The following is a 19,172-nucleotide window of genomic DNA, read 5'->3' as shown; positions in this document are numbered from 1 at the left end:
GGATGAAGCGCTCCGCACCGCGCTCGCGCGCCGCCTTCAGGCACACGTCAAAAGCCTGCCGGTTGCCATGGATATCCGAAAAGACGGCCAGTCGCACGCGTCCTCCACCCTCAAACCCTGTTCGTATGCCGATAAAGCCAATTTGAGGGACGTCAACAAGATGCGCCAGCGCACGGCTGTTGACCAGCCGTTGCCGCCCAGGCGGGTGGAGCCTATTGCTCGTCCTTGGGGGGCATTCTGGGCGGCGGCAGCGGAGTGAACACTGCGCCCTGCTCGCTACCGGCCGGCGGGGCCCTGAATTCTCCAGTCGATGAATCGCCGCCGGCCGTCTCGATCACGGCCTTGGGCGTCACATATTCCCGGACCATGTCGATGATGGTGCCGTCACCTCCGCCGAAATCCGCGGCGCGCCCGCCCTGCGGGCGTCCTGCCGCGATCTCGTTCTCCGCTCCATGGGTCTTCTCGGCCAGCGTATCATTGTAGGGAACGCGGAATGCCCTCGGGATGCCGCTCGGCCGGTGGTCATCGTCGAGCTCCTCGACCCACAGATAGATCGAGCCGGGGTCACCCTCCAGCGAATGCGGCTCGACGATGCGCGCCGCCAACAGCTTGAATGATCCAGGCAGCCGGTCCGTGCTGGCCCAGCCGAGCAGCCCGCGCATGGCGCCGAAGCTGACGAGGTAGAAGACGCTGGTCACAATGACGGCCATGGCCTTCAGCGACCAGTGCAGGCGTCCATAGACCAGGACGACCAGGAGCAGTGCGCCAATCACGGCGTAAGCGACCGAAATCGTGAGTATGACGAGTTGCAGGCTAGTCACGACGCATCCTCACGCCAGTCTTGGGATCGATGTCCGCGCCGTTGCGCCAACTGCTGCGGAACGTTTCCAGCAGCGATTTCGGCCGCTGGTCGACATTGACCACCTTGCCTTCGGAATCGAGCCGGAACCGCACCGCGGTCTTTTCGTCACCGGTATGGTTGACCGTCAGCTTGTTGTCGAAGATCACCTGGGCGGTCGGGTTGAGCTTCTGCACCTTCACGTTCGCCGAGACCGGCTCGCCGGTGGTCGCCTGGAAATGCGAGACGTTAACGGTGTATTCGCCGGCGACGATGCCGCGCACGGTGACGATCTCCTCGCGGATGGGGGATGCGATCTTCTTGCCGTTGACCACGATGAAGTCGTTGGCCCCGCCGCGGTCGTCGCGGTCGAGGGTGAGAAAGCCGGCCTCGCGATGCCGGTACCAGGCGATGTTGCCGGCGGGATCCTGCACGAACAGGTCGAGATCATCAGGATGATTGTCCGGCCAGTCCAGCGTGATCATGAACTCGGCCTTGGAGTCGATCTTGCCGTCTTTAGCGTCCGGCGAGACGGCGAGAAGCGCGAGGAAGAACAGGAATGCGATCACCTGGAGCGCCTTGAACAGCATCACGCCGAGCGGATCGAACGGCTCCTCGCGCGGATAGAGCCCGAAATCATCCATCATGGCGCGTTCCCGGACGCTTGCGTTCCAGAGCCGGCGTGACGTAGGTCTCGGTCAACACGACGGCGTCGGAGAACACCCGCTGGGTCGCGGCGTCGAGCATGTAGTATTGGATACGGACCAGGATCGAGCCGACGAGGCCCGCAAGCGTCGTGTACATCGCAACCGCCATGCCGTCGCTCATCAACCCCATCGAGGACCGCATCGCAACCTTGTCGGCCGCGTCCAGTCCAGCAATCGGTGCCAGCATGATGATGAAGCCGATGATGGTGCCGAGCAGGCCGAGCTTCATCAGCGTATCCGAAACGAAGGCGCCGAACCCGTTGGAGCCGCGCAGGCGGTCGGCGAGCGTCCGCAGCAGCAGCGTCTGGTCGACCGGCCGATAGTCCTGCGCCGCGGCCTTCGTCACCAGGCTCTCGATGTGATCCCTGACGAGGCCATGTGGCAGCGATGTGGCGGCGGCATCGAGCGCCTTGCTGCCGTCCTTGGTTGACAGCATCGCACGGCAGCGCCGCGCCGCCGCCCCTTCCCGCGCGATCGCGCGGGTCCGCCAGAAGCAATGACCGCAGGTGACGACATAGAGAACCGCGATCACGCTCGAAATGTAGGTGCGGTCGGAGACCACCATCAGATGGATCAGGCCGAAGCGCCACAGCAGCACGACGGCGAAAATCGAGAGGCCCGTGAAGATCATCCAGAGCAGGAGCGCGCTCCGCTCCGACGGGTCGGCCGCAGGTGGCGCGCTCTTGCCGATGGTGATCGAACTCATGCTGTCTCGCTCCCCGGTCTGTTGGCGACCCGCCCCCGATTAGATCAAAGCCGCCCGGCGCAGTCCAAAGAGCCATGCCCAAATCGGCTTGGGAAATTTTCCCGAGCAGCATCGCCCGATGTCGGCCGCGATTGGCAAGGTGCGACGGCGTTGTTATCGTGACCCTACCAAACGTTGGGGGTGATCGCATGCGCCTCGTGCTTCAGCTCGTCGCCCGTTTGCTTGTCATCGTTGCGCTGTGCCTGACCGCCGCGACGGTCTGGGCGACTTTTGATGCCTATCGCAGCGTCGATCGCGCCACTGCCGCCTCCGCCCAGCGCGTTGCGCAAGCGCTGGAGGCGCTGTACTGGCGCGAGTTCTTGCTGCGCAGCAACAGGATGCGCGAGCATCTCGTACCGGTTCCGGACTGGCGCACGCTCGAGACGATGAAGCTGATTGCGCCGGGCGTCTGCGTGCAGTTCCAGCCCGCGGCCGCATTCGAGAAGCCGCTGTGCGGCCAGAGCCAGGGGATCGGCCGGACCCCGCCGCGCTGGTTCGCATCCCTGGTCCCGACCCTCCTCGGCAGTCATGCCGAGGTGGTGCGGCCGGTGAGCCCGCGCGCGGCCGCTGCCGGCACGGTCGTGGCGACGCCTGATCAGGCTGCGGCGATCTCACTCGCCTGGGAGTACATTCTCAACGTGATCGACGTCGCGCTCTTGATGTCGGCAGCGATTGCGCTGCTGGCCTCGCTCGCGATCGCACATACGCTTGCACCTGCCCGCTCGATCGTGACCGCCTTGCAAAGGATGGCGCGCGGGCAGTACCGCACGTCGCTGCCGCGCTTCCGCTCCATGGAGCTTGCGATGATCGGCAAGGCCGTCGGCGAGCTCGGCGGCCGGCTCGAGGAAGCGACCGAGCAACGCGCGACGCTGACCCGGCGCCTGCTCGAGATCCGCGACGACGAGCGGCGCGCGCTCGCCCGCGAGCTGCATGACGAGTTCGGGCAAAATCTGTCCGCCATCCTCGCTTTCGCCAGCACCATTGAGACTGGGACGGCGAGCGCGAAGGAGACGAATGCGAGCGGGATCGCGCAGGATGCACGCATGATCTCGCAGGCTACGCATCGCATCATGGCATCGCTCCGCGACACTCTGAAGCGGCTGCGCAATCCGTTACCGGAGGAGCTGGGGCTCGAGGCGAGCCTCGTCAATCTCGTCGATAGCTGGCGCTCGCAGATCGCAATACAGCCGACGATTCAGCTCGACCTCAAGGGCAACCTTGCGGACGTCAGCGGCACGGCGGCAACCACCGCCTACCGCGTCGCCCAGGAATGCCTGACCAATGCGCTGCGCCACAGCGCGGCGCGTGAGATCAACCTGCGGATCGAGCGGCGCGCCGGCGACGACGACGCGCTGCTGATCCGCGTCGAGGATGACGGGGGCGGCGATGCAGATCGGGTGTCACAGTCGGCCGGCTTCGGGCTGACCGGCATCCGCGAGCGCGTCGCGGCCGCCGGCGGTTCGCTGTCGATCGCGCGCGCCAATCGCGGGCTGAGCGTGGCGGCGACCATTCCGCTGGCCGCATGAGGCTGACATGACGGAGGTGGCGGCAAAGGGCGTCTCGGTGTTGCTGGTCGACGATCATCCGATCGTCCGGCAAGGCTATCGCCGCGTCCTGGAAAGCCAGGGCGATCTGCATGTCGTCGCCGAAGCCGACAATGCCGCGGACGCATACGGCGCCTTCAAGACGCATGATCCCGACGTCATCGTGCTCGACATCTCAATGCCCGGCGCGAGCGGCCTTGAAGCCATCCGCAACATCCGCGCGCGCAATCCCCGCGCGCGCATTCTCGTTTTCACCATGCACAACGAGGCCGTGCTGGTGAAAGCTGCCTTTGGCGCCGGCGCATGCGGTTTCGTCACCAAGAGCAGCGAGCCCGCCGCAGTCGTTGCAGCCGTCCGCGCGGTTGCCCGCGGCGAGCGTGCCATGAGCGACGACATCGCCCATGTTCTGGCCGAGGAGAGCCTGTCACCGACTGGCTCGGCGCTCGATCAGCTGGGTGAGCGCGAAATCGAGATTTTGCGTCAGCTCGTCAGCGGCGTTACCACCGAGCAGATCGCGGCGCATCTCAATCTCAGTGTGAAGACCGTGCAGAACTACCATTATCTGATCAAAACCAAGACGGGCGCGCGTACGGATGCGCAGCTCGTGCGGCTTGCGGCGAATTGCGGGCTGATGCGGATCTAGCAGCAATGCTGACGCATGGAGATCGTTGAGCGTCGCTCCAGCGGAACTGAGAGCACTCAGCTCCGGTTAGTAATGCAGTGGAGGAGTAACGCCATGAGTAAGGCTAATCATAAGAGAAGCGCCCATCCCCCGATCATCACCGTAGGCGAACTTATCGACGAGCTCTGCCGCCTGCCGGATACGGCTGCGGTCGGCTTTCGCTGCCCCATGCTCGAACAGGAGCTTACCTTCTACCGCCTTCGAAAGCGGTCAAGGGACGTCGTCGAAATCGAGATCAATCCATATCCGGAGAGCCCGCCGGTTGTGCCGTCGGCCGACGCCACCATCCACCCGCGGAAAAAGGCCCCTCATCCGCTTTTGCTTCGCGACGGCCCCCTCGCGCACAAGGCCAGAGGGTGAGAAGCCACGGCTCTTGTACGTCAGAATGAGAGGGTGAAGGGGCGTCCTTACGCCTTCAACCCGCGCAGCAACAGGGTCAGCGTCGCATCGACGCGGGCTGGCAGATCGGCGTCCTTCCACTCGTCGGCGTGGGCGGGATGGTGATAGCGGCTGGTCGCATCGAAGATTGCGCGCGCGGTGACATTGGTGTCGGCAACGTCGAACAGGCCTTGCTTCACGCCGTCGGACAGGATCGCCGACATCTGCTCGACGAGGCCGTCCTTGTGGCATTTCACCGCCGCGCAGGCTTCGCGCGCGAGCGTCAGATAGGTCTGGAACATCTCGGGATCGTCGCACACGCGCTCGCGCTTGGCGGCGAACAACGTCCGCAGCCAGGCCTCGAGCCGCGCCGGCGCGGGCCCCGTATCCTGCGCGATCTTGCGCAGCGGCGCATCCATGCGCTCGAGCCAGCGCTTGGCGACGGCCTCGCGCAGCGAGGCCTTGCTCGGAAAATGGCGATAGACGCTGCCATGGCTCACATCGAGCGCGCGGGCAACGTCGACCACGGTGGCCTTGGCAAGCCCATAGCGCCTGAGCACGTCCTCTGTGACTTCGAGAATGCGCTCCGGCGTCAAGACAACGGCTTCGTTCATGCCAGCACCATGTTCCCGTGAGAGGGGCCATTCACCCGGCGATCAGGCCGCATTCCGAAGCGGCCGTGCCGGTCGTTCGGAAAGCTCTTGCCTTAATGCGGCAGTTTTGCAGCCTGCGCCGCGATCTGGCGCGCCACCAGCACATTGAGCCAGTGCCCAATCTGCCCGGCGATATTGATGATTTCGGTCGTCATTGTCGTAAGTCTCCACTTCGTCCGCGACCCACCCTCTTGGTTACGGCCCATGGGTCCGTTTGTTTCGGACCCGGGCCCCGGGGGCGGAGCCGCGGGACGCCCAATCGGAGCGTCCGAACACCGATATACATGTCTTGCTGACAGATTTCAATATCTGTCATTCAGTTTTTCGTGATTGACAGGTCCACGAAAACGCCTGGCAAATCCCCCCTTTGAGGAGCCGAGCCGTTTGTTTCGCTCCCCCCGCTCTGCTAAATCGCGGCGTAAAAGACATTTTGGCCGGAGTCCGCGCCCTCGGGCGCGCCCCGCCCCACCTGGAGTCTAGCGATGATCCCCCGTTACACCCGCCCGGAAATGGCCTCGATCTGGGAGCCGCAGACGCGGTTCAAGATCTGGTTCGAGATCGAGGCGCATGCGGCGGATGCGCTCGCCGAGCTCGGCACGATCCCGAAGCAGGCCGCCAAGACGGTCTGGGACAAGGCTCGCAACGCCACCTTCGACGTCGCCCGCATCGACGAGATCGAGCGCGAAACCAAGCACGACGTCATCGCCTTCCTCACCCACCTCGCCGAGATCGTCGGCCCCGAAGCGCGGTTCGTGCACCAGGGGATGACCTCTTCCGACGTGCTCGACACCTGCCTCAACGTCCAGCTCACCCGCGCCGCCGATCTCCTGCTCGCCGATCTCGACAAGGTGCTGGCCGCGTTGAAAAAGCGCGCCTTCGAGCACAAGATGACGCCGACCATCGGCCGCTCCCACGGCATCCATGCCGAGCCAGTGACGTTCGGCCTCAAGCTCGCCTTTGCCTATGCCGAGTTCTCGCGCGCCAAGGAACGCCTGATCGCGGCGCGAAAGGAAGTCGCGACCTGCGCCATCTCGGGCGCCGTCGGCACCTTCGCCCAGATCGATCCGCGCGTCGAAGAGCACGTTGCGAAGGCCATGGGGCTGACGCCGGAGCCGATCTCGACGCAAGTGATCCCGCGCGATCGCCACGCGATGTATTTTGCGACCCTTGGCGTGATCGCCTCCTCCGTGGAGCGTCTCGCGGTGGAAATCCGCCACCTTCAGCGCACCGAAGTGCTGGAAGCCGAGGAGTTCTTCTCGGAAGGCCAGAAGGGTTCCTCCGCGATGCCGCACAAGCGCAACCCGGTGCTGTCGGAGAACCTCACCGGCCTGTCGCGCATGGTGCGCGCCTATGTGACGCCGGCGCTGGAAAACGTCGTGCTCTGGCACGAGCGCGACATCTCGCACTCCTCCGCCGAGCGCATGATGGGCCCTGATGCGACGGTCACCCTCGACTTCGCGCTGGTGCGCCTGGCCGGCCTGGTCGACAAGCTCCTTGTCTATCCCGCGAACATGCAGAAGAACCTCGACCGCCTCGGCGGCCTCGTGCATTCGCAGCGCGTGCTGCTGGCACTTACGCAGAAGGGCGCGAGCCGCGAGGATGCCTACAAGCTCGTGCAGCGCAACGCGATGCCGGTCTGGCGCGGCGAAGGCGACTTTTTGCAGCTGCTAAAGAAGGACGCCGAGGTGAAGAAATATCTCAGTGACGCCGAGATCGAGGAGCAGTTCGACCTCGGTTATCACCTCAAGCACGTCGACACGATCTTCAGGCGCGTGTTCGGGGAGAGCTGAACTCTCCCGTCATTCCGGGGCACGCCACCGGATCCGGGCGAAGCCCGGCCCGATGACAGGCTCCGCGTGAACCCGGAATCTCGCACCACAATCTCCAGATTCCGGGTTCGATGCTTCGCATCGCCCCGGAATGACGATATCCTCGGCAACCTAACAAGAAACGGAGCCCCCATGCCCGTCATCAACCGCGTCGCCGCACTCTCCGACGAAATGGCCGCCTGGCGCCATGACTTCCATGAGAACCCGGAGCTGCTCTACGAGGTGCACCGCACCGCCGGCATCGTTGCCGACAAGCTGCGCGCGTTCGGCTGCGACGAGGTGGCGACCGGCATCGGCCGCACCGGCGTGGTCGGCGTGATCCGTGGCCGCAAGAGCGGATCGGGAAGGACGATCGGCCTGCGCGCCGACATGGACGCGCTGCCGATCATGGAAACGTCGGGTGTGCCTTATGCCTCGAAAGTCCCCGGCAAGATGCACGCCTGCGGCCATGACGGGCACACTGCGATGCTGCTGGGTGCGGCAAAGTATCTCGCCGAGACGCGCAATTTCGACGGCACCGCGGTTGTGATCTTCCAGCCCGCGGAAGAAGGTGGCGGCGGCGGCAAGGCGATGGTCGACGATGGCCTGATGACCCGCTGGAACATCCAGGAGGTCTACGGCATGCACAACATGCCGGGCCTGCCGGAGGGCCATTTCGCAACGACGCCGGGCGCGATGCTCGCCTCCTCCGACAACATCCAGATCACCGTTCACGGCAAGGGCGGCCATGCCGGCGCCGGCCCGCACAAGTCGATCGACAGCGTCCTGATCGGATCGCAGATCATCAACGCGCTGCAATCGATCGTCGCGCGCAACGTCGACCCGCTGAAATCCGCCGTCGTCTCGATCACGCAATTTCACGCCGGCACGGCGTTCAACATCATCCCGGAGGTCGCCGAGCTCAGCGGCACCGTGCGCACGCTCGATCCCGAAGTGCGCGATCTCGTCGAGCGCCGCATCGGCGAGGTCGCCGACAGCGTGGCGCGCGCCTATGGCGGATCGGCCGAGACAAAATACTCCCGCATGTATCCGGTGACGATGAACCACGCGCGCGAAGCCGGCGTTGCCGCCGAGGTCGCCCGCGAGATTGCCGGTGCCGATCGCGTCAACGAGAAATTCATTCCGATGATGGGCGCCGAGGACTTCTCCTTCATGCTGGAAGCGCGCCCCGGCGCGATGATCCTCGTCGGCATGGGCGACGGCAACGAGTGCCACCATCCTGCTTACGTCTTCAACGACAACATTCTCGGCCACGGCGCGTCCTATTGGGTGCGCCTGATCGAGAAGACGATGCCCGCGGGCTAAACCGCTCCAGCCCGTCACGCAGCTCCGGCCCGCTTGCCGGCAAACTCGACGAAGCTGCGCTCTTCGTCGTCGGAGTGGAAGGCGATGCGGGGGATGAAGACCCCCGCGGCGCGGTCCATCCAGAGAACGATGATGTTTCTGGCGACGCTCACGCCTTCGATCGCCGGCCAGTCCACGCTGAGCACGGTGCCGTTGCCGGCGTCGACGAAGCCCTGCTCGGTTACGGTGATCTCGCGATTGCCGAGAACCCAGCCGGCGTCCTTGACGTGGTGGCGAAGTCCCAGCCGCGACAGCATGCCGATGACCACGAGTGTGCTCAGGATGCCGAACAGCACGGAGGTCGTGTCGACCGATCCCGGCCACAGCGCCGAGGCGGCGATGCCAAGCAGCATCGGCAAGGCGCCGGCCGCAAGGAGCGCGAGTCGCATCCACTTTCCATAAACGCGCCCCTGCGCAAGACGCACGAATTCGGTCCAGTGCGTCAGATCGCGATGGTATTTCAGCGGCGACATCCGTTGATCCCTGAAAGAAACCGTTGCCCGCAAGGCGGGGTGCCAGGACACCATTGCCCGACAAAGGTTTCGTCGCCCGATCTCTTCCCAAGGTTCGGATAGTCGCGTCTATTGTGGAGCTCGTAAGCCCCCGGGACCTCAGCTCATTGAGGCGGCCTTCCTGGCGAGATGAAGCCTACGCGTGCACCACCTCATGCCGTATCACGAACGGGTCAAGCAGCTTGTGGACCTCGCCTGCAACCTCTTCGCGCCTGGCTTCCGGCACATTCGCAATCGTCACCGTCGCAATCGAGCCGTGGCTGCCATGCGCGCCGACCTTCACCCTGCAATCGATGCCCGTCTCCGTGAGCGGGGTGAGCACCTTGGCAAACACGCGCTGGGCCGCGTCCCAGCGCAGTTGCGGCTTGAACACCTTGCCGACGCCGGTGACGGGCATCGGATCGATCGCAATGATCTGCACGGGCACGGCGGCGCGCTCGGGCGTGCGCTCGCGTACCCAGCTCTCCAGCTCGCCCGGCTCGACCTTGACACCGGGCTTCAACTGCACGTAACCGACGGGGAGCTCGCCGGCATAGGCGTCGGGCTGGCCGACCACGGCGGCAAAGCCGACGGCCGGATGCTGGAACATGATCTCCTCGATCGGCGCGGGATCGATGTTGTGGCCGCCGCGGATCACGAGGTCCTTGGCGCGGCCGGTAATCCAGAGATGTCCGTCCGCATCAAGCCGGCCGAGATCGCCGGAATTGACCCAGACCTCGTCGACGAACGCGCCAATGTTGTGGGCATCATTGAGATAGCCGCCGAACACGCCGGGCCCGGCCATGATCACCGCACCGATCTCGTCCACGACGCAGTCGCGCTCGAGCCGTCCCTCGGCGTCGAGCTTGACGATGCGCACGCGAGCGTAAGGCATCGGCAGGCCGACCGAGCCGAGGCGGATGGGGCGGTCCGGATAGGCCATGGTATGCACGCTCGAGGTCTCGGTCATGCCGTAGACCTCGACCACCGGGAGCTTCAGCTTGTCCTGGATCGCGGAGCCGACCGCGACCGGAATCGCCGAGCCGCCGCCGGCGGTAAATTTCAGGCTCGAAATGTCGGCACCATCAGGCGGCACGCCGAGCGTCGCCGCAAGCACGGTCGGCACGCTCGACAGCGCCTCCGGCTTGAAGCGTTCGACGAGTTGCCAGATGTTCTGCACCGCATTGGGATTGCGCCAGCCGGACGGCGATAGCACCACGAGGCAGCCGCCGCCCGCAAGCGTCGTCAGCACCTGCGTCAGCGATCCCCCGACGTGAAACAGCGGCATGCCGAACAGCAGATTGCCACCCGGCTTCGACTTCAGGAGCAGGTTGAGCCCCCAGGCCTGATAAACCTGGTTAGTGTGGGTGTGGCGCACGAGCTTTGGCGTGCCGGTGGTGCCGCCGGTATGGAAATAGGCGGCGATGTCGCTGCCGGAAATCTCGCGGCCGCTGACGAGCCGGTCCGCTGGCTGCTGCTTGATAAGATCGTTGAAGGCGAAGATGCCGTTCGCGGGATCGCCGCCGCCGCCGACCTGCACGATCGCCTTGAGGCGCTTCAAGGACGGGCGGATCTGCTCGACCTTGTGCCAGATGTCGGTGCCGGGCATCGGTCCGAGCGCGACCAGGATCGTGGTGTTGGCGGCCTCCAGGATCTCCGCGATCTGATGCGGCTCCAGCAGCGGATTGACGGGATTGGCAATCCCGGTGGCCTCCGCGCCGAACAGCGTCACGAAAGCGTCAGGCAGGAGCGGCAGCATGAAGCTGATGACATCGTCTTTGCCCGCGCCCAGCGCGTGAAACATGTTGGCGGCTTGCGTGACGCGCGCGACGAAATCCCGGTGCGAGATGACCAGCGGCGTATCGGCGGGATCGGCATTGGACAGGAACTGGATCGCCGGCGCATCGGGATTCCGGGCCGCCCCGAGCCTGATCGCATCATAGGTGCTTTCGGCCGCGATGCGTTCCGCGTAAGGCACCCGCTCGAGGGCACGGACCTGCTCGTCCGTGGCCAATTCCGGATAGTCCTCGCCGATGATCCGATCGAGCGCGTGAATGCCCGCCATTCCGTCCGTCCTCCCTCATGTCTGGTGCCCGCCTGCCTTGTTTGAGTTTGCTTTCAGGCGGGGCTCGATCCGCCCGCGCGGATCAAGAGCTGACAGAATGATCGATGATTTGGCCGCCGTCCATGCCCTCCGAACGGCCAGCGCCACCGCCAGTTGTTCGATCCGCTGGCCCCTAGAGAGATGCATCTGACCGGTTTTGTTGGGCGGTCGGCATCAATGGAATGGCGGCCTGCGCCTCGGGGCTAGGGGTGATTTGGCGATTGAACCCCCTCAACCGACAGGGGGACCAAGGGACTGGGGTCGTGACTGAGATTTGGTGGCAGGCACCGTCTGCCGGAAGAGAGGACGCATGAGCATCGAAGGTGACGCCCTCGGCGACGCCGCACTGGGCTACGATTCCAGGACTCACGACCCGATCGTGAACGTCCGCTTCAACGCCCGAGGCCAGCGGCGCTTCGCCCATGTCACCGAGGAGAATGTCGGCAAGCCATTTGCCATCATGCTCTAAAGCGACGCCTCGATCTTCATTGCCCGGAGAGACTTCGCAACCATTCACGCAGATTGGGCGGAAGGTCCGCCGGATTCGTGCTCTGGGTCACGACCGTGGTGTTTCCGCCGCTCTTGCGATAGACAGTCGTGCGCCCGGGCTCTTTCTCGACCCGCACTTCGGCCTGCGCGGGATCTCCGCTTTGGGTGATCACCGTCCGGCCGTTGGCGTCGTCCACGATCGTCGTATGACCGTCCCCGTCGTTGCCTGCCGACGCCGGCCCCGTTCCGCCCGACACCATCATCACCACTCCTGCTGCAAACAGAACGAGCTTCATGCGCGTGCCTCTTGCGATCACCGCCCGAATTGGAAGATGGCGGCCCAATTGAAGCGACCGACCTGACTGACGGCGCCGGTGTTCATGTCCCCAACCTGCACGAGCAGCGTATTGGTAACATTGCCCATCTGCATGACGTTCGCCGTGTTGCTCGCGCCGAATTGACCGATCGCGGCGCTCGTCGTTCCGCCGGCCTGCATGACGTTAGCATAGTTGGTCGCACCGGTTTGGACAATCGTTGCACCGACCTGACTCGCACCGCCCAGTTCGATCACCCGCACGAAGTTGAGCTTGCTGCTGTTTTCCTCGACCACCACCGGCGTCTGATCATTGCCGAACCCGAAGACCGTCTCGATGCTGATCTTGTCGTTGGACACACCGGCCTTGATCGTGCCGGCGGACGCTGCGCTACTCGCCGCGACTGTGGCGGCGACCGCGGTCGCCGCCCAAATGTGACTTCGCCATCTCATGAAATCTTTCTCCCGACACGTCCGAACGAGGCTCGGATCTCACGGACTGGTTTGGGTGACGTTCGAGGTGTTGATTCCACCGAACTGGGCAACGACACCAGAATTCATGTTGCCCAGTTGCGAGATCGCGCTGCTGGCAGACTGACCCGACTGTCCGACGAAGGCCAGGTTGTTCGCACCGGTCTGACCGACCGACGCGGAGTTCGTTCCGCCAAATTGCAGGATGCCCGTAGCGTTGTTGGTTCCGTTCTGAGTGACGGTCGCGCTAGTCGTGCCACCAACCATGAATATGCCGGCCAAGTTGGTCTGGCTGCTCTGGTTCAAGACGACAGGCGGCCCGTTGACCGAGACGATCGTCTTGATATCGGCGCTTTGCGCCCGTGCCGGGCCGTTCACTGCGCAACAGGAGACGAGAGCTGCCATCGCAGCGACCAGAAGATGCTTGTTCATCACATGCCTCCACATTTGTGGCCGAGATCTCGGCACGACCTCTCATCACGGAGCTGCCTGCAGGACGGTGGAGCCGTTCAGGATTCCGAGTTGGCCTACGACGGCCGTGTTGTTCAAGCCGATCTGACCGATCAGGCTCGTGTTGGAGCCGCCGAACTGACCGACTGCGGCATTGTTGGTCGCGGTGGGCGTCGTGCCGCCCTGTCCAATCGTCGCCGAATTGACCGAGGTCAGTGATCCCAGCTGTACGCTCGTCGCCTGGTTGTTCGCACCGAATTGCAGCGTGGTCGCGGTATTGTTCACCGGGCCGGTCTGCGTTGTCGACGAGACATTCGTCGTTCCGAACTGCAACACGCTGGCCGTGTTGTCGGCTTTGGCTTCGACAGAGGTCAACGCACCGAGCATGACGACCGTCGCGACTAGATAGTTGATCCGCATGTGACTCCTCCGTCAGTATCAACTGATCGATCCGCTGTTTCATCAACGAGCTGATCGCAATAACTTCGAGCAAGACCTGGGCGCGCCCGCGCTGTGGCGCGCCCAGGGAGGTACGGGGCTGGCTTAGTGCTGCACGATGGTGCTGAGGTTGACGCCGCCAGAGAGCTGCCCAACGGCGGCGAAGTTGTGACCGCCGGAGAACTGGAAGATGCCGCTGGTGTTATTGTGGGTGGCAACTTGTCCGGTGACGGCTGCGTTGGCGGCGCCGATCTGGAGCACGCCGCTGGAGTTGTTGAGCGACCCACCCGGCGTGGCCGTGCCCTGCATGGTGCTCGCACCATTCAGGATGCCGATCTGAACGGTCGTCGAGCTGTCGTTCACGTGACCCTGCTGGTCCACAGAGGAGCCGTTCACGAGACCGACCTGCGCGGTGATCGCGGTATTGTCGGCGCGGGCGCCGGCGGTGAGGGCGAGCAGTGCGGCGGAGGCAAGAATCAACTTGCGCATGGAGTATCCCTTTCGTGCCAAGGTTAGCGGTGAGCGATGTCGTATGCAAAACTCTGCGACATCATGCGGGATACTGTGAACCGTCGATGCGGGGCTTGATAGACTGAGGTTCATGCTAGTCCGGACGGACTAGATGCGACGCGTGCGACTTCCACTCCATTCAATACGACGGCGCCTCGGCGTGCCGTCGCAACGTTCGGCCTGATGCTGTCGACGAGCCTCACCACCTCGATGGGTGAGCGCAGCTGCAGCTTCCGCATCATGCGCGCGCGGTGCACCTTCACCGTCACCTCGCTGACATTCAGCCTGCCCGCGATCTGCTTGGCGACCAGCCCCTCCGCCATCAGCAGCAATATGTCGCGCTCGCGCACCGTCAGCTCCTCGAAGCGCCGTCGGGCCTCGCGCACGACGAGGTCGTGCTCCAGCCGCCTGCGATCGCGCTCGACGCCGAGCCGCACCGCGTCGAGAAACTCCTGCTCACGAAACGGTTTGGGCAGGAATTCCACCGCGCCGCGCTTCATCGCTTCCACAGAGACTCGGACATCAGGATGGCCGCTGATGAATACGATCGGAACCAGGACTCCGGAGTCGGCCAGCGTTCGCTGCAGATCGAGCCCGGTCGGCGAGGTGCCGGGAAAGCGAACGTCGAGCACCAGGCACGACGGACCATCGGAGAGCTGCTCCGCCAGGAATTCGTCGGTCGAGCCGAACAGCTTCACATCAAGTCCGGCATCATGGCAGAGATCTCCAAGCAAGATCCTTATTTGCTCATCGTCGTCGATCACATAAATCGTTGCAGGACTCGTTGCCATGACTCAAAGTCTCCTCGTCCAATAACTTTTGTCGTGAGAACCGATCAGCGCCGGGTTCCCTCGCAGGCAATCAGCAAATCATCCTAGTGCAGCGGCGTGACATTGCTGTGGGCCAGTTCACACTTCCTGCGCTCCTTCCCTTCGATGCGACAGATCGATGACAACGCGCCGCATCTGCAGGCGCCGAAACGTGCGTCGCATTCGACGGCGATTATTGTTTTCGATTTTACGTGAGATCACAGCATCGTCGCTGACACGACGCAGCGCTGCTGATGCGGAAGGCCGAGCTTCCGTGCGACGAATGTGCTGAAGCCGCTGCCGTGTCGCACATGTACCCATGGTGGGTTCTCGTACACGAGCAGAAATCAGTGCGCCCTACCGGCGCAAGCCCCAACCGCACTATAGCACATCTTGCAATTAGTGATTGAAAAAGATCGATTCCAAGGTCGTGTCGAATCCCGAAGTATATCCATCATCTCAAAAGTGGCGGATCGGCGCCTCACAACTTGACGTTTGTTTCATGGAGCACACACGTCCAGGGACCTAGAACCGACGACATATTGCTGGACCGTCAAGCGAGAGCGCGGGAATTGCTACCTGTGCGTGAGGGTGCGAATTGTGCCTGACGGTCTTCTTTTTAATGAGGCCGGGGTTTCAATATGCGTTTTGTGCCAATCCTCGCTGTGTTGGGTGGCGCCTCCGCATTTGCGGCGGCTTTTGCCATCGATCCCGCCGACCTGCGCTCTTCCGCCGGCTGGATCGCAAACGAAGCCGGACGCGCCTATCACTCAACGACGCGGTCCATCCTGCCCACCATACGCGAAACCCCGACCTTCGGCTCCGACGCGCCGATGTTCCGCTACGCCTCGATCCAGCGCGGCAGCATCGAGCAGACGATCACCGTGACCGGCGCGCTTCAACCGGTGAAGACGATCGAGGTGGGCTCGCAACTGTCGGGGCAGATCTCAAAGGTCTACGTCGACTTCAACGACAATGTGCGGAAGGATCAGCCGCTGGCACAGATCGACCCGCGGAGCTTTGCGGCCAAGGTCGACGAGGCCAAGGCGGCGATCGAGATGGCGCGCGCCAATATCGAGCTGGAGCAGGCCAAGCTCGACCGCGGCAAGATCGACCTGGAGAACGCCAAGGGCACGAGGGCGGTCCTGGCGGCCAAGCTCGACAGCGCGCAGGCCGTCAAGGCCTCAGCACAGCGGACACTCCAGCGCAAATTGGCGTTGCAGTCGCAGAACGTGGTGGCGACCACGACGGTCGAGGATGCGCAGACCGATTTCACCGCGCGCCTCGCACAGGAGCGCGAGGCGGAGGTCCTCGTGACGCTGAACGCCTACGCCGTCGAAGGCGCTACCGCCGACGTGCGCCGGATCGAGGCCGAGCTCCAGCAGGCGAGGACGGCGGTGCCGGAGAAGGAGGCCATCCTCCGCGCTGCCGAGGCCGATCTCGACCGCACCATCATCCGCTCTCCGATCGACGGCGTGGTCGTCGGCCGGTTCATCAACGAGGGCCAGACGCTCGCGGTCGGCCTCGAGGCGCGAACCGCCTTTCTGGTCGCGCACCGGCTCGAGGACATGGAGATCCACGCCCAGGTCGATGAGGCGGATATCGGACGCATCGCCGCCGGCCAACGGGCGCACTTCACGGTCGATTCCTATCCCGACCGGCGCTTCGAAGCGATCGTGCGGCAGGTCCGCAAGGCGCCGCAGACGCAGCAGCACGTGGTCACCTATACCGTCGTGCTGTCGACCTCCAACCTCGACGGCGCGCTGCTTCCCGGCATGACCGCGCTCGTCAAGATCGTGGTCGACCGCCAGGACGACGTCCTGAAGATACCGGTCGCCGCGCTGCGGTTCCAGCCGGGCGGCACGCAGCCATCCACTTCCCAAAGCCGGGACGGCGTATGGTTGCGCACGCCATCGGGCTCGCTCAAGCGCATCTCGGTCACGGTCGGCACCGACGGTGCCGAGCAGGTCGCGCTCAAGAGTGGCGACCTGACGGAAGGCAGCCAGGTCGCGGTCGGTCAGGCGATCCGGCCCGCGGGGATGGAACTGCTTGGAATAAGGTTCGGATCATGACCGCTCACCCCGCACTCGTAAGCCTCAGATCGGTCTGCCGCACCTACCGCACCGACGGCATCGCGGTGACCGCGGTGCGCGACGTCAGCTTCGACATAAGGCGCGGCGAAAGTCTTGCCATCATGGGCCCGTCGGGGTCCGGCAAATCGACCCTGATGAACATGATCGGATTGCTCGATCGTCCGAGCGAGGGCGCGATCCTCCTGGAGGGCGGCGACGTCGCCGATCTGCCTGATGACCGCAGGTCCGAGCTGCGCGCGCACTCCATCGGCTTCGTGTTCCAATCCTACAATCTGCTCGCGCGACACAACGCGGTTGAGAACGTAGCGCTGCCGCTCGTCTATGGCGGCATCCGCCACAAGCAGCGGATGCTGCGCGCCGAAGAGTGCCTCGAGGCGGTCGGCATGCTGCACCGAGCGCGGCATTTTCCGCGGCAACTGTCCGGCGGTGAGCAGCAGCGCGTAGCGATCGCGCGGGCGCTCGTCGCCTCACCGGCGATCGTACTCGCGGACGAACCGACCGGCGCGCTGGACAGCCGGACCGGCGCCGAGATTCTGGCGCTGTTCGACGCACTCCACGACGGCGGCCAGACCATCGTGATGATCACCCACGACTCCAGCGTGGCCGCGCGCTGCGAACGAACCATTCGCCTGCATGACGGCGAGGTTGTCGCGGATGAGGTGCGTGATCCAGTGCCGAGCAAGGTCTGGGCATCATGACAGCATATCAGGCCCTTCAGACCGCCCTTCACGCGCTGCGCCTGAACCCGCTGCGCAGCATCCTTACCATTCTTGGTATCGTGATCGGCGTGGCCTCGATCGTCACCGTCTTCGCCATCGGCAAGGGCGCGCAGCTTCGCGTCGAGGAGCAGATCCGTTCGATCGGCTCCAACGTGCTGATGATCATGCCGGGCGCTATTCAACAGGGCGCCGTTCGCATGAAGGCCGGCACCAAGCTGACGATGACCGAAGGCGACGTGCAGGCGATCCTCGATCAGATTCCGGAGATCCAGACCGCGGCCGGTTCGGTTGCAGGCACCGCGCAGGTCATCCGGGAAGCCAAGAACTGGAACACCACGATCAACGGCACCACCACTTCGCACTTCATGGTGCGCGACTGGCAATTGTCATCCGGTCGATACTTCTCCGCGGCCGAGGAAGCGAACGCCGCGAAGGTCGTCATTCTCGGCAGTGCCGCCGCCAAAGAGCTGTTCGCGCCGGGCGACGATCCGATCGGCGCTCAAGTCCGAATCATGCAGGTCCCGCTCGAAGTCATCGGCGTGCTCGATCCCAAGGGGCCGTCGCAGGACGATGTCGCCTTCGTGCCATTGACCACCGCCAAGCTGCGCTTTCTCGGCAGTGCGAGCGGTATCAACCGGGACGCCATCGCCTATATCCTCGTCAAGGTCGCCTCCGATACCCAGATGGCGGGCGCGACCAGCGAGATCGAAGGCCTGCTGCGGCAACGGCACAGGATTCCCGCAGGCCAGGCCGACGATTTCAAGGTGCAGGATCCCGCGGCCGCAATGGAGGCGCAACAAGGTGCCATCCGCACCGTGGCGCTGCTGCTGTTCGCGATCGCCTCGGTCTCGCTCCTCGTCGGCGGCATCAGTATCATGAACGTCATGATCGTTTCCGTCACCGAACGCACCCGCGAGATCGGAATTCGCCGCGCGCTCGGCGGCCGGATGCGCGATATTCGTTTGCAATTTCTTTGTGAAGCCCTCGTTCTTTGTCTTCTTGGCGGCGCCATCGGCGTCGTCGGCGGCGTCACGCTGTCGATGACGGTGGCGCGAATAGCCGGCTGGGTCACTGCGATCGACATGCAGTCGATCGGCCTCGCCGTTGGATTTTCAGCCGTGACCGGTGTGATCTTCGGGTTCTATCCCGCCCACATGGCTTCCAAGCTCAGTCCGATCGAAGCGCTCAAGGTGGAGTGAGAAAAATGCCGGGATGGTCACATCAACCTTCATGCCAGGGAGGAATTGGTCATGAATACAAGCGTACCGATCACACCTACACCGCGTGAGCGCGAGCTCATGATGCTGATTGCTCGCGGCATGCAGAACAAGAACATCGCCTACGAGCTCAAGATCTCCGAAAATACGGTTCGCGCGCATATCGGCAACATCATGCGCAAATACCGCCTTCAGAACCGGACCCAGATTGCCATCATCTTCGCGCTTCACGCGGCTTCGCCATCACTGCGCAGCGACCTCGTGAGTGGCTCCGGTCCGACGCTCAATTCGGCTGCCGTGTCGATCCACCTTCGCAGCGTGAACAGCGCCGCGAAGTGAACGAGCTAC

At 64.0% G+C, this 19,172-nt stretch carries 22 protein-coding genes and 1 pseudogene; 10 read left to right on the top strand and 13 right to left on the bottom strand.

All coding sequences use genetic code 11. From position 1 onward, the window contains the following. From SO140_RS38565 to SO140_RS38550, 4 genes and pseudogenes are all read right to left on the bottom strand, one after another. Window positions 1–97: pseudogene (locus SO140_RS38565) on the bottom strand (metallophosphoesterase family protein); the annotation flags it as partial. Window positions 98–212: 115 nt separating this feature from the next. Beyond that, window positions 213–821: a hypothetical protein gene (locus SO140_RS38560; RefSeq protein ID WP_449377190.1), complete on the bottom strand. Its 609-nt coding sequence runs from the start codon at window positions 819–821 to the stop codon at window positions 213–215. After that, window positions 814–1,485, bottom strand: coding sequence for a DUF2135 domain-containing protein (locus tag SO140_RS38555; protein ID WP_449377189.1), 672 nt, complete (start codon window positions 1,483–1,485; stop codon window positions 814–816). Before SO140_RS38555 ends, SO140_RS38560 begins: the two co-directional genes overlap by 8 nt. Further along, a complete protein-coding gene (locus tag SO140_RS38550; RefSeq protein WP_449377188.1) occupies window positions 1,475–2,251 on the bottom strand; it encodes a MotA/TolQ/ExbB proton channel family protein in 777 nt (258 codons plus the stop codon). The genes SO140_RS38555 and SO140_RS38550 overlap by 11 nt, the downstream gene beginning before the upstream one ends. Window positions 2,252–2,439: 188 nt before the next feature. On the opposite strand from SO140_RS38550, the gene SO140_RS38545 reads away from it, so the two are divergent. From SO140_RS38545 to SO140_RS38535, 3 genes are read left to right on the top strand one after another with little or no spacing between them, the layout of a single operon-like run. Then, window positions 2,440–3,816 carry a sensor histidine kinase gene (locus SO140_RS38545; protein WP_449377187.1) on the top strand — a complete coding sequence of 459 codons (1,377 nt, stop codon included), beginning with the start codon at window positions 2,440–2,442 and terminating at the stop codon, window positions 3,814–3,816. Between the two features lie 7 nt (window positions 3,817–3,823). Then, complete coding sequence (locus tag SO140_RS38540; protein ID WP_449377186.1) at window positions 3,824–4,477, top strand: response regulator; 654 nt, start codon at window positions 3,824–3,826, stop codon at window positions 4,475–4,477. Window positions 4,478–4,492: 15 nt separating this feature from the next. Continuing rightward, the gene (locus tag SO140_RS38535) at window positions 4,493–4,876 is read left to right on the top strand and encodes a hypothetical protein (RefSeq protein WP_474798537.1); all 384 of its coding nucleotides are present in this window, start codon (window positions 4,493–4,495) and stop codon (window positions 4,874–4,876) included. 47 nt (window positions 4,877–4,923) lie between these two features. Here SO140_RS38535 and SO140_RS38530 read toward each other — a convergent pair whose 3' ends face one another. Then, window positions 4,924–5,508, bottom strand: coding sequence for a TetR/AcrR family transcriptional regulator (locus SO140_RS38530; RefSeq protein ID WP_449377184.1), 585 nt, complete (start codon window positions 5,506–5,508; stop codon window positions 4,924–4,926). A 521-nt stretch (window positions 5,509–6,029) separates the two neighbouring features. Here SO140_RS38530 and purB point away from each other — a divergent pair. Both purB and SO140_RS38520 read left to right on the top strand, forming a co-directional pair. Then, on the top strand, window positions 6,030–7,337 hold the full coding sequence (purB, locus tag SO140_RS38525; RefSeq protein WP_449377183.1) for an adenylosuccinate lyase: 1,308 nt from the start codon (window positions 6,030–6,032) through the stop codon (window positions 7,335–7,337). 171 nt (window positions 7,338–7,508) lie between these two features. Further along, window positions 7,509–8,681, top strand: a complete 1,173-nt coding sequence (locus SO140_RS38520; RefSeq protein ID WP_498543855.1) for a M20 aminoacylase family protein — start codon at window positions 7,509–7,511, stop codon at window positions 8,679–8,681. A 14-nt stretch (window positions 8,682–8,695) separates the two neighbouring features. Here the strand turns inward: SO140_RS38520 and SO140_RS38515 are convergent, their stop codons facing one another. Then, entirely contained in the window at window positions 8,696–9,193 is a 498-nt protein-coding gene (locus SO140_RS38515; protein WP_449377181.1) for a YcxB family protein, read from the bottom strand. 175 nt (window positions 9,194–9,368) lie between these two features. Further along, a complete protein-coding gene (locus SO140_RS38510) occupies window positions 9,369–11,276 on the bottom strand; it encodes an acyl-CoA synthetase (RefSeq protein WP_449377180.1) in 1,908 nt (635 codons plus the stop codon). A gap of 349 nt (window positions 11,277–11,625) precedes the next feature. Here SO140_RS38510 and SO140_RS38505 point away from each other — a divergent pair, with 349 nt between their 5' ends. Beyond that, a complete protein-coding gene (locus SO140_RS38505) occupies window positions 11,626–11,784 on the top strand; it encodes a SecDF P1 head subdomain-containing protein (RefSeq protein WP_449377179.1) in 159 nt (52 codons plus the stop codon). Window positions 11,785–11,800: 16 nt separating this feature from the next. Here the strand turns inward: SO140_RS38505 and SO140_RS38500 are convergent, their stop codons facing one another. The 6 genes from SO140_RS38500 to SO140_RS38475 form a co-directional block, all read right to left on the bottom strand. Continuing rightward, window positions 11,801–12,100 carry a hypothetical protein gene (locus tag SO140_RS38500; protein ID WP_449377178.1) on the bottom strand — a complete coding sequence of 100 codons (300 nt, stop codon included), beginning with the start codon at window positions 12,098–12,100 and terminating at the stop codon, window positions 11,801–11,803. Window positions 12,101–12,117: 17 nt separating this feature from the next. Beyond that, the gene (locus tag SO140_RS38495; RefSeq protein ID WP_449377177.1) at window positions 12,118–12,477 is read right to left on the bottom strand and encodes a curlin; all 360 of its coding nucleotides are present in this window, start codon (window positions 12,475–12,477) and stop codon (window positions 12,118–12,120) included. Between the two features lie 132 nt (window positions 12,478–12,609). Further along, a complete protein-coding gene (locus tag SO140_RS38490) occupies window positions 12,610–13,020 on the bottom strand; it encodes a curlin (protein WP_449377176.1) in 411 nt (136 codons plus the stop codon). 45 nt (window positions 13,021–13,065) lie between these two features. Then, window positions 13,066–13,458 carry a curlin gene (locus SO140_RS38485; protein ID WP_449377175.1) on the bottom strand — a complete coding sequence of 131 codons (393 nt, stop codon included), beginning with the start codon at window positions 13,456–13,458 and terminating at the stop codon, window positions 13,066–13,068. A 123-nt stretch (window positions 13,459–13,581) separates the two neighbouring features. Then, complete coding sequence (locus SO140_RS38480; RefSeq protein WP_449377174.1) at window positions 13,582–13,965, bottom strand: curlin subunit CsgB; 384 nt, start codon at window positions 13,963–13,965, stop codon at window positions 13,582–13,584. A 110-nt stretch (window positions 13,966–14,075) separates the two neighbouring features. Further along, window positions 14,076–14,777 (bottom strand): response regulator transcription factor, encoded by a 702-nt coding sequence (locus tag SO140_RS38475; RefSeq protein WP_449377173.1) that lies wholly within the window; start codon window positions 14,775–14,777, stop codon window positions 14,076–14,078. 659 nt (window positions 14,778–15,436) lie between these two features. On the opposite strand from SO140_RS38475, the gene SO140_RS38470 reads away from it, so the two are divergent. Genes SO140_RS38470 through SO140_RS38455 form a run of 4 tightly spaced genes read left to right on the top strand, consistent with a single transcriptional unit; the run spans window position 15,437 to window position 19,163 of the window. Beyond that, window positions 15,437–16,867 carry an efflux RND transporter periplasmic adaptor subunit gene (locus SO140_RS38470; protein ID WP_449377172.1) on the top strand — a complete coding sequence of 477 codons (1,431 nt, stop codon included), beginning with the start codon at window positions 15,437–15,439 and terminating at the stop codon, window positions 16,865–16,867. Further along, entirely contained in the window at window positions 16,864–17,586 is a 723-nt protein-coding gene (locus SO140_RS38465) for an ABC transporter ATP-binding protein (protein ID WP_449377171.1), read from the top strand. Before SO140_RS38470 ends, SO140_RS38465 begins: the two co-directional genes overlap by 4 nt. Then, window positions 17,583–18,806 carry an ABC transporter permease gene (locus SO140_RS38460; RefSeq protein ID WP_449377170.1) on the top strand — a complete coding sequence of 408 codons (1,224 nt, stop codon included), beginning with the start codon at window positions 17,583–17,585 and terminating at the stop codon, window positions 18,804–18,806. The genes SO140_RS38465 and SO140_RS38460 overlap by 4 nt, the downstream gene beginning before the upstream one ends. Window positions 18,807–18,857: 51 nt before the next feature. Next, window positions 18,858–19,163, top strand: a complete 306-nt coding sequence (locus SO140_RS38455; protein ID WP_449377169.1) for a response regulator transcription factor — start codon at window positions 18,858–18,860, stop codon at window positions 19,161–19,163. The last annotated feature ends 9 nt before the right edge of the window (window positions 19,164–19,172 follow it).

The sequence above is a fragment of the Bradyrhizobium sp. UFLA05-108 genome, from assembly GCF_059803455.1.
The sequence above is the reverse complement of the archived record's forward strand: the minus strand, read 5'-3'. Positions and strand labels throughout refer to the sequence as shown.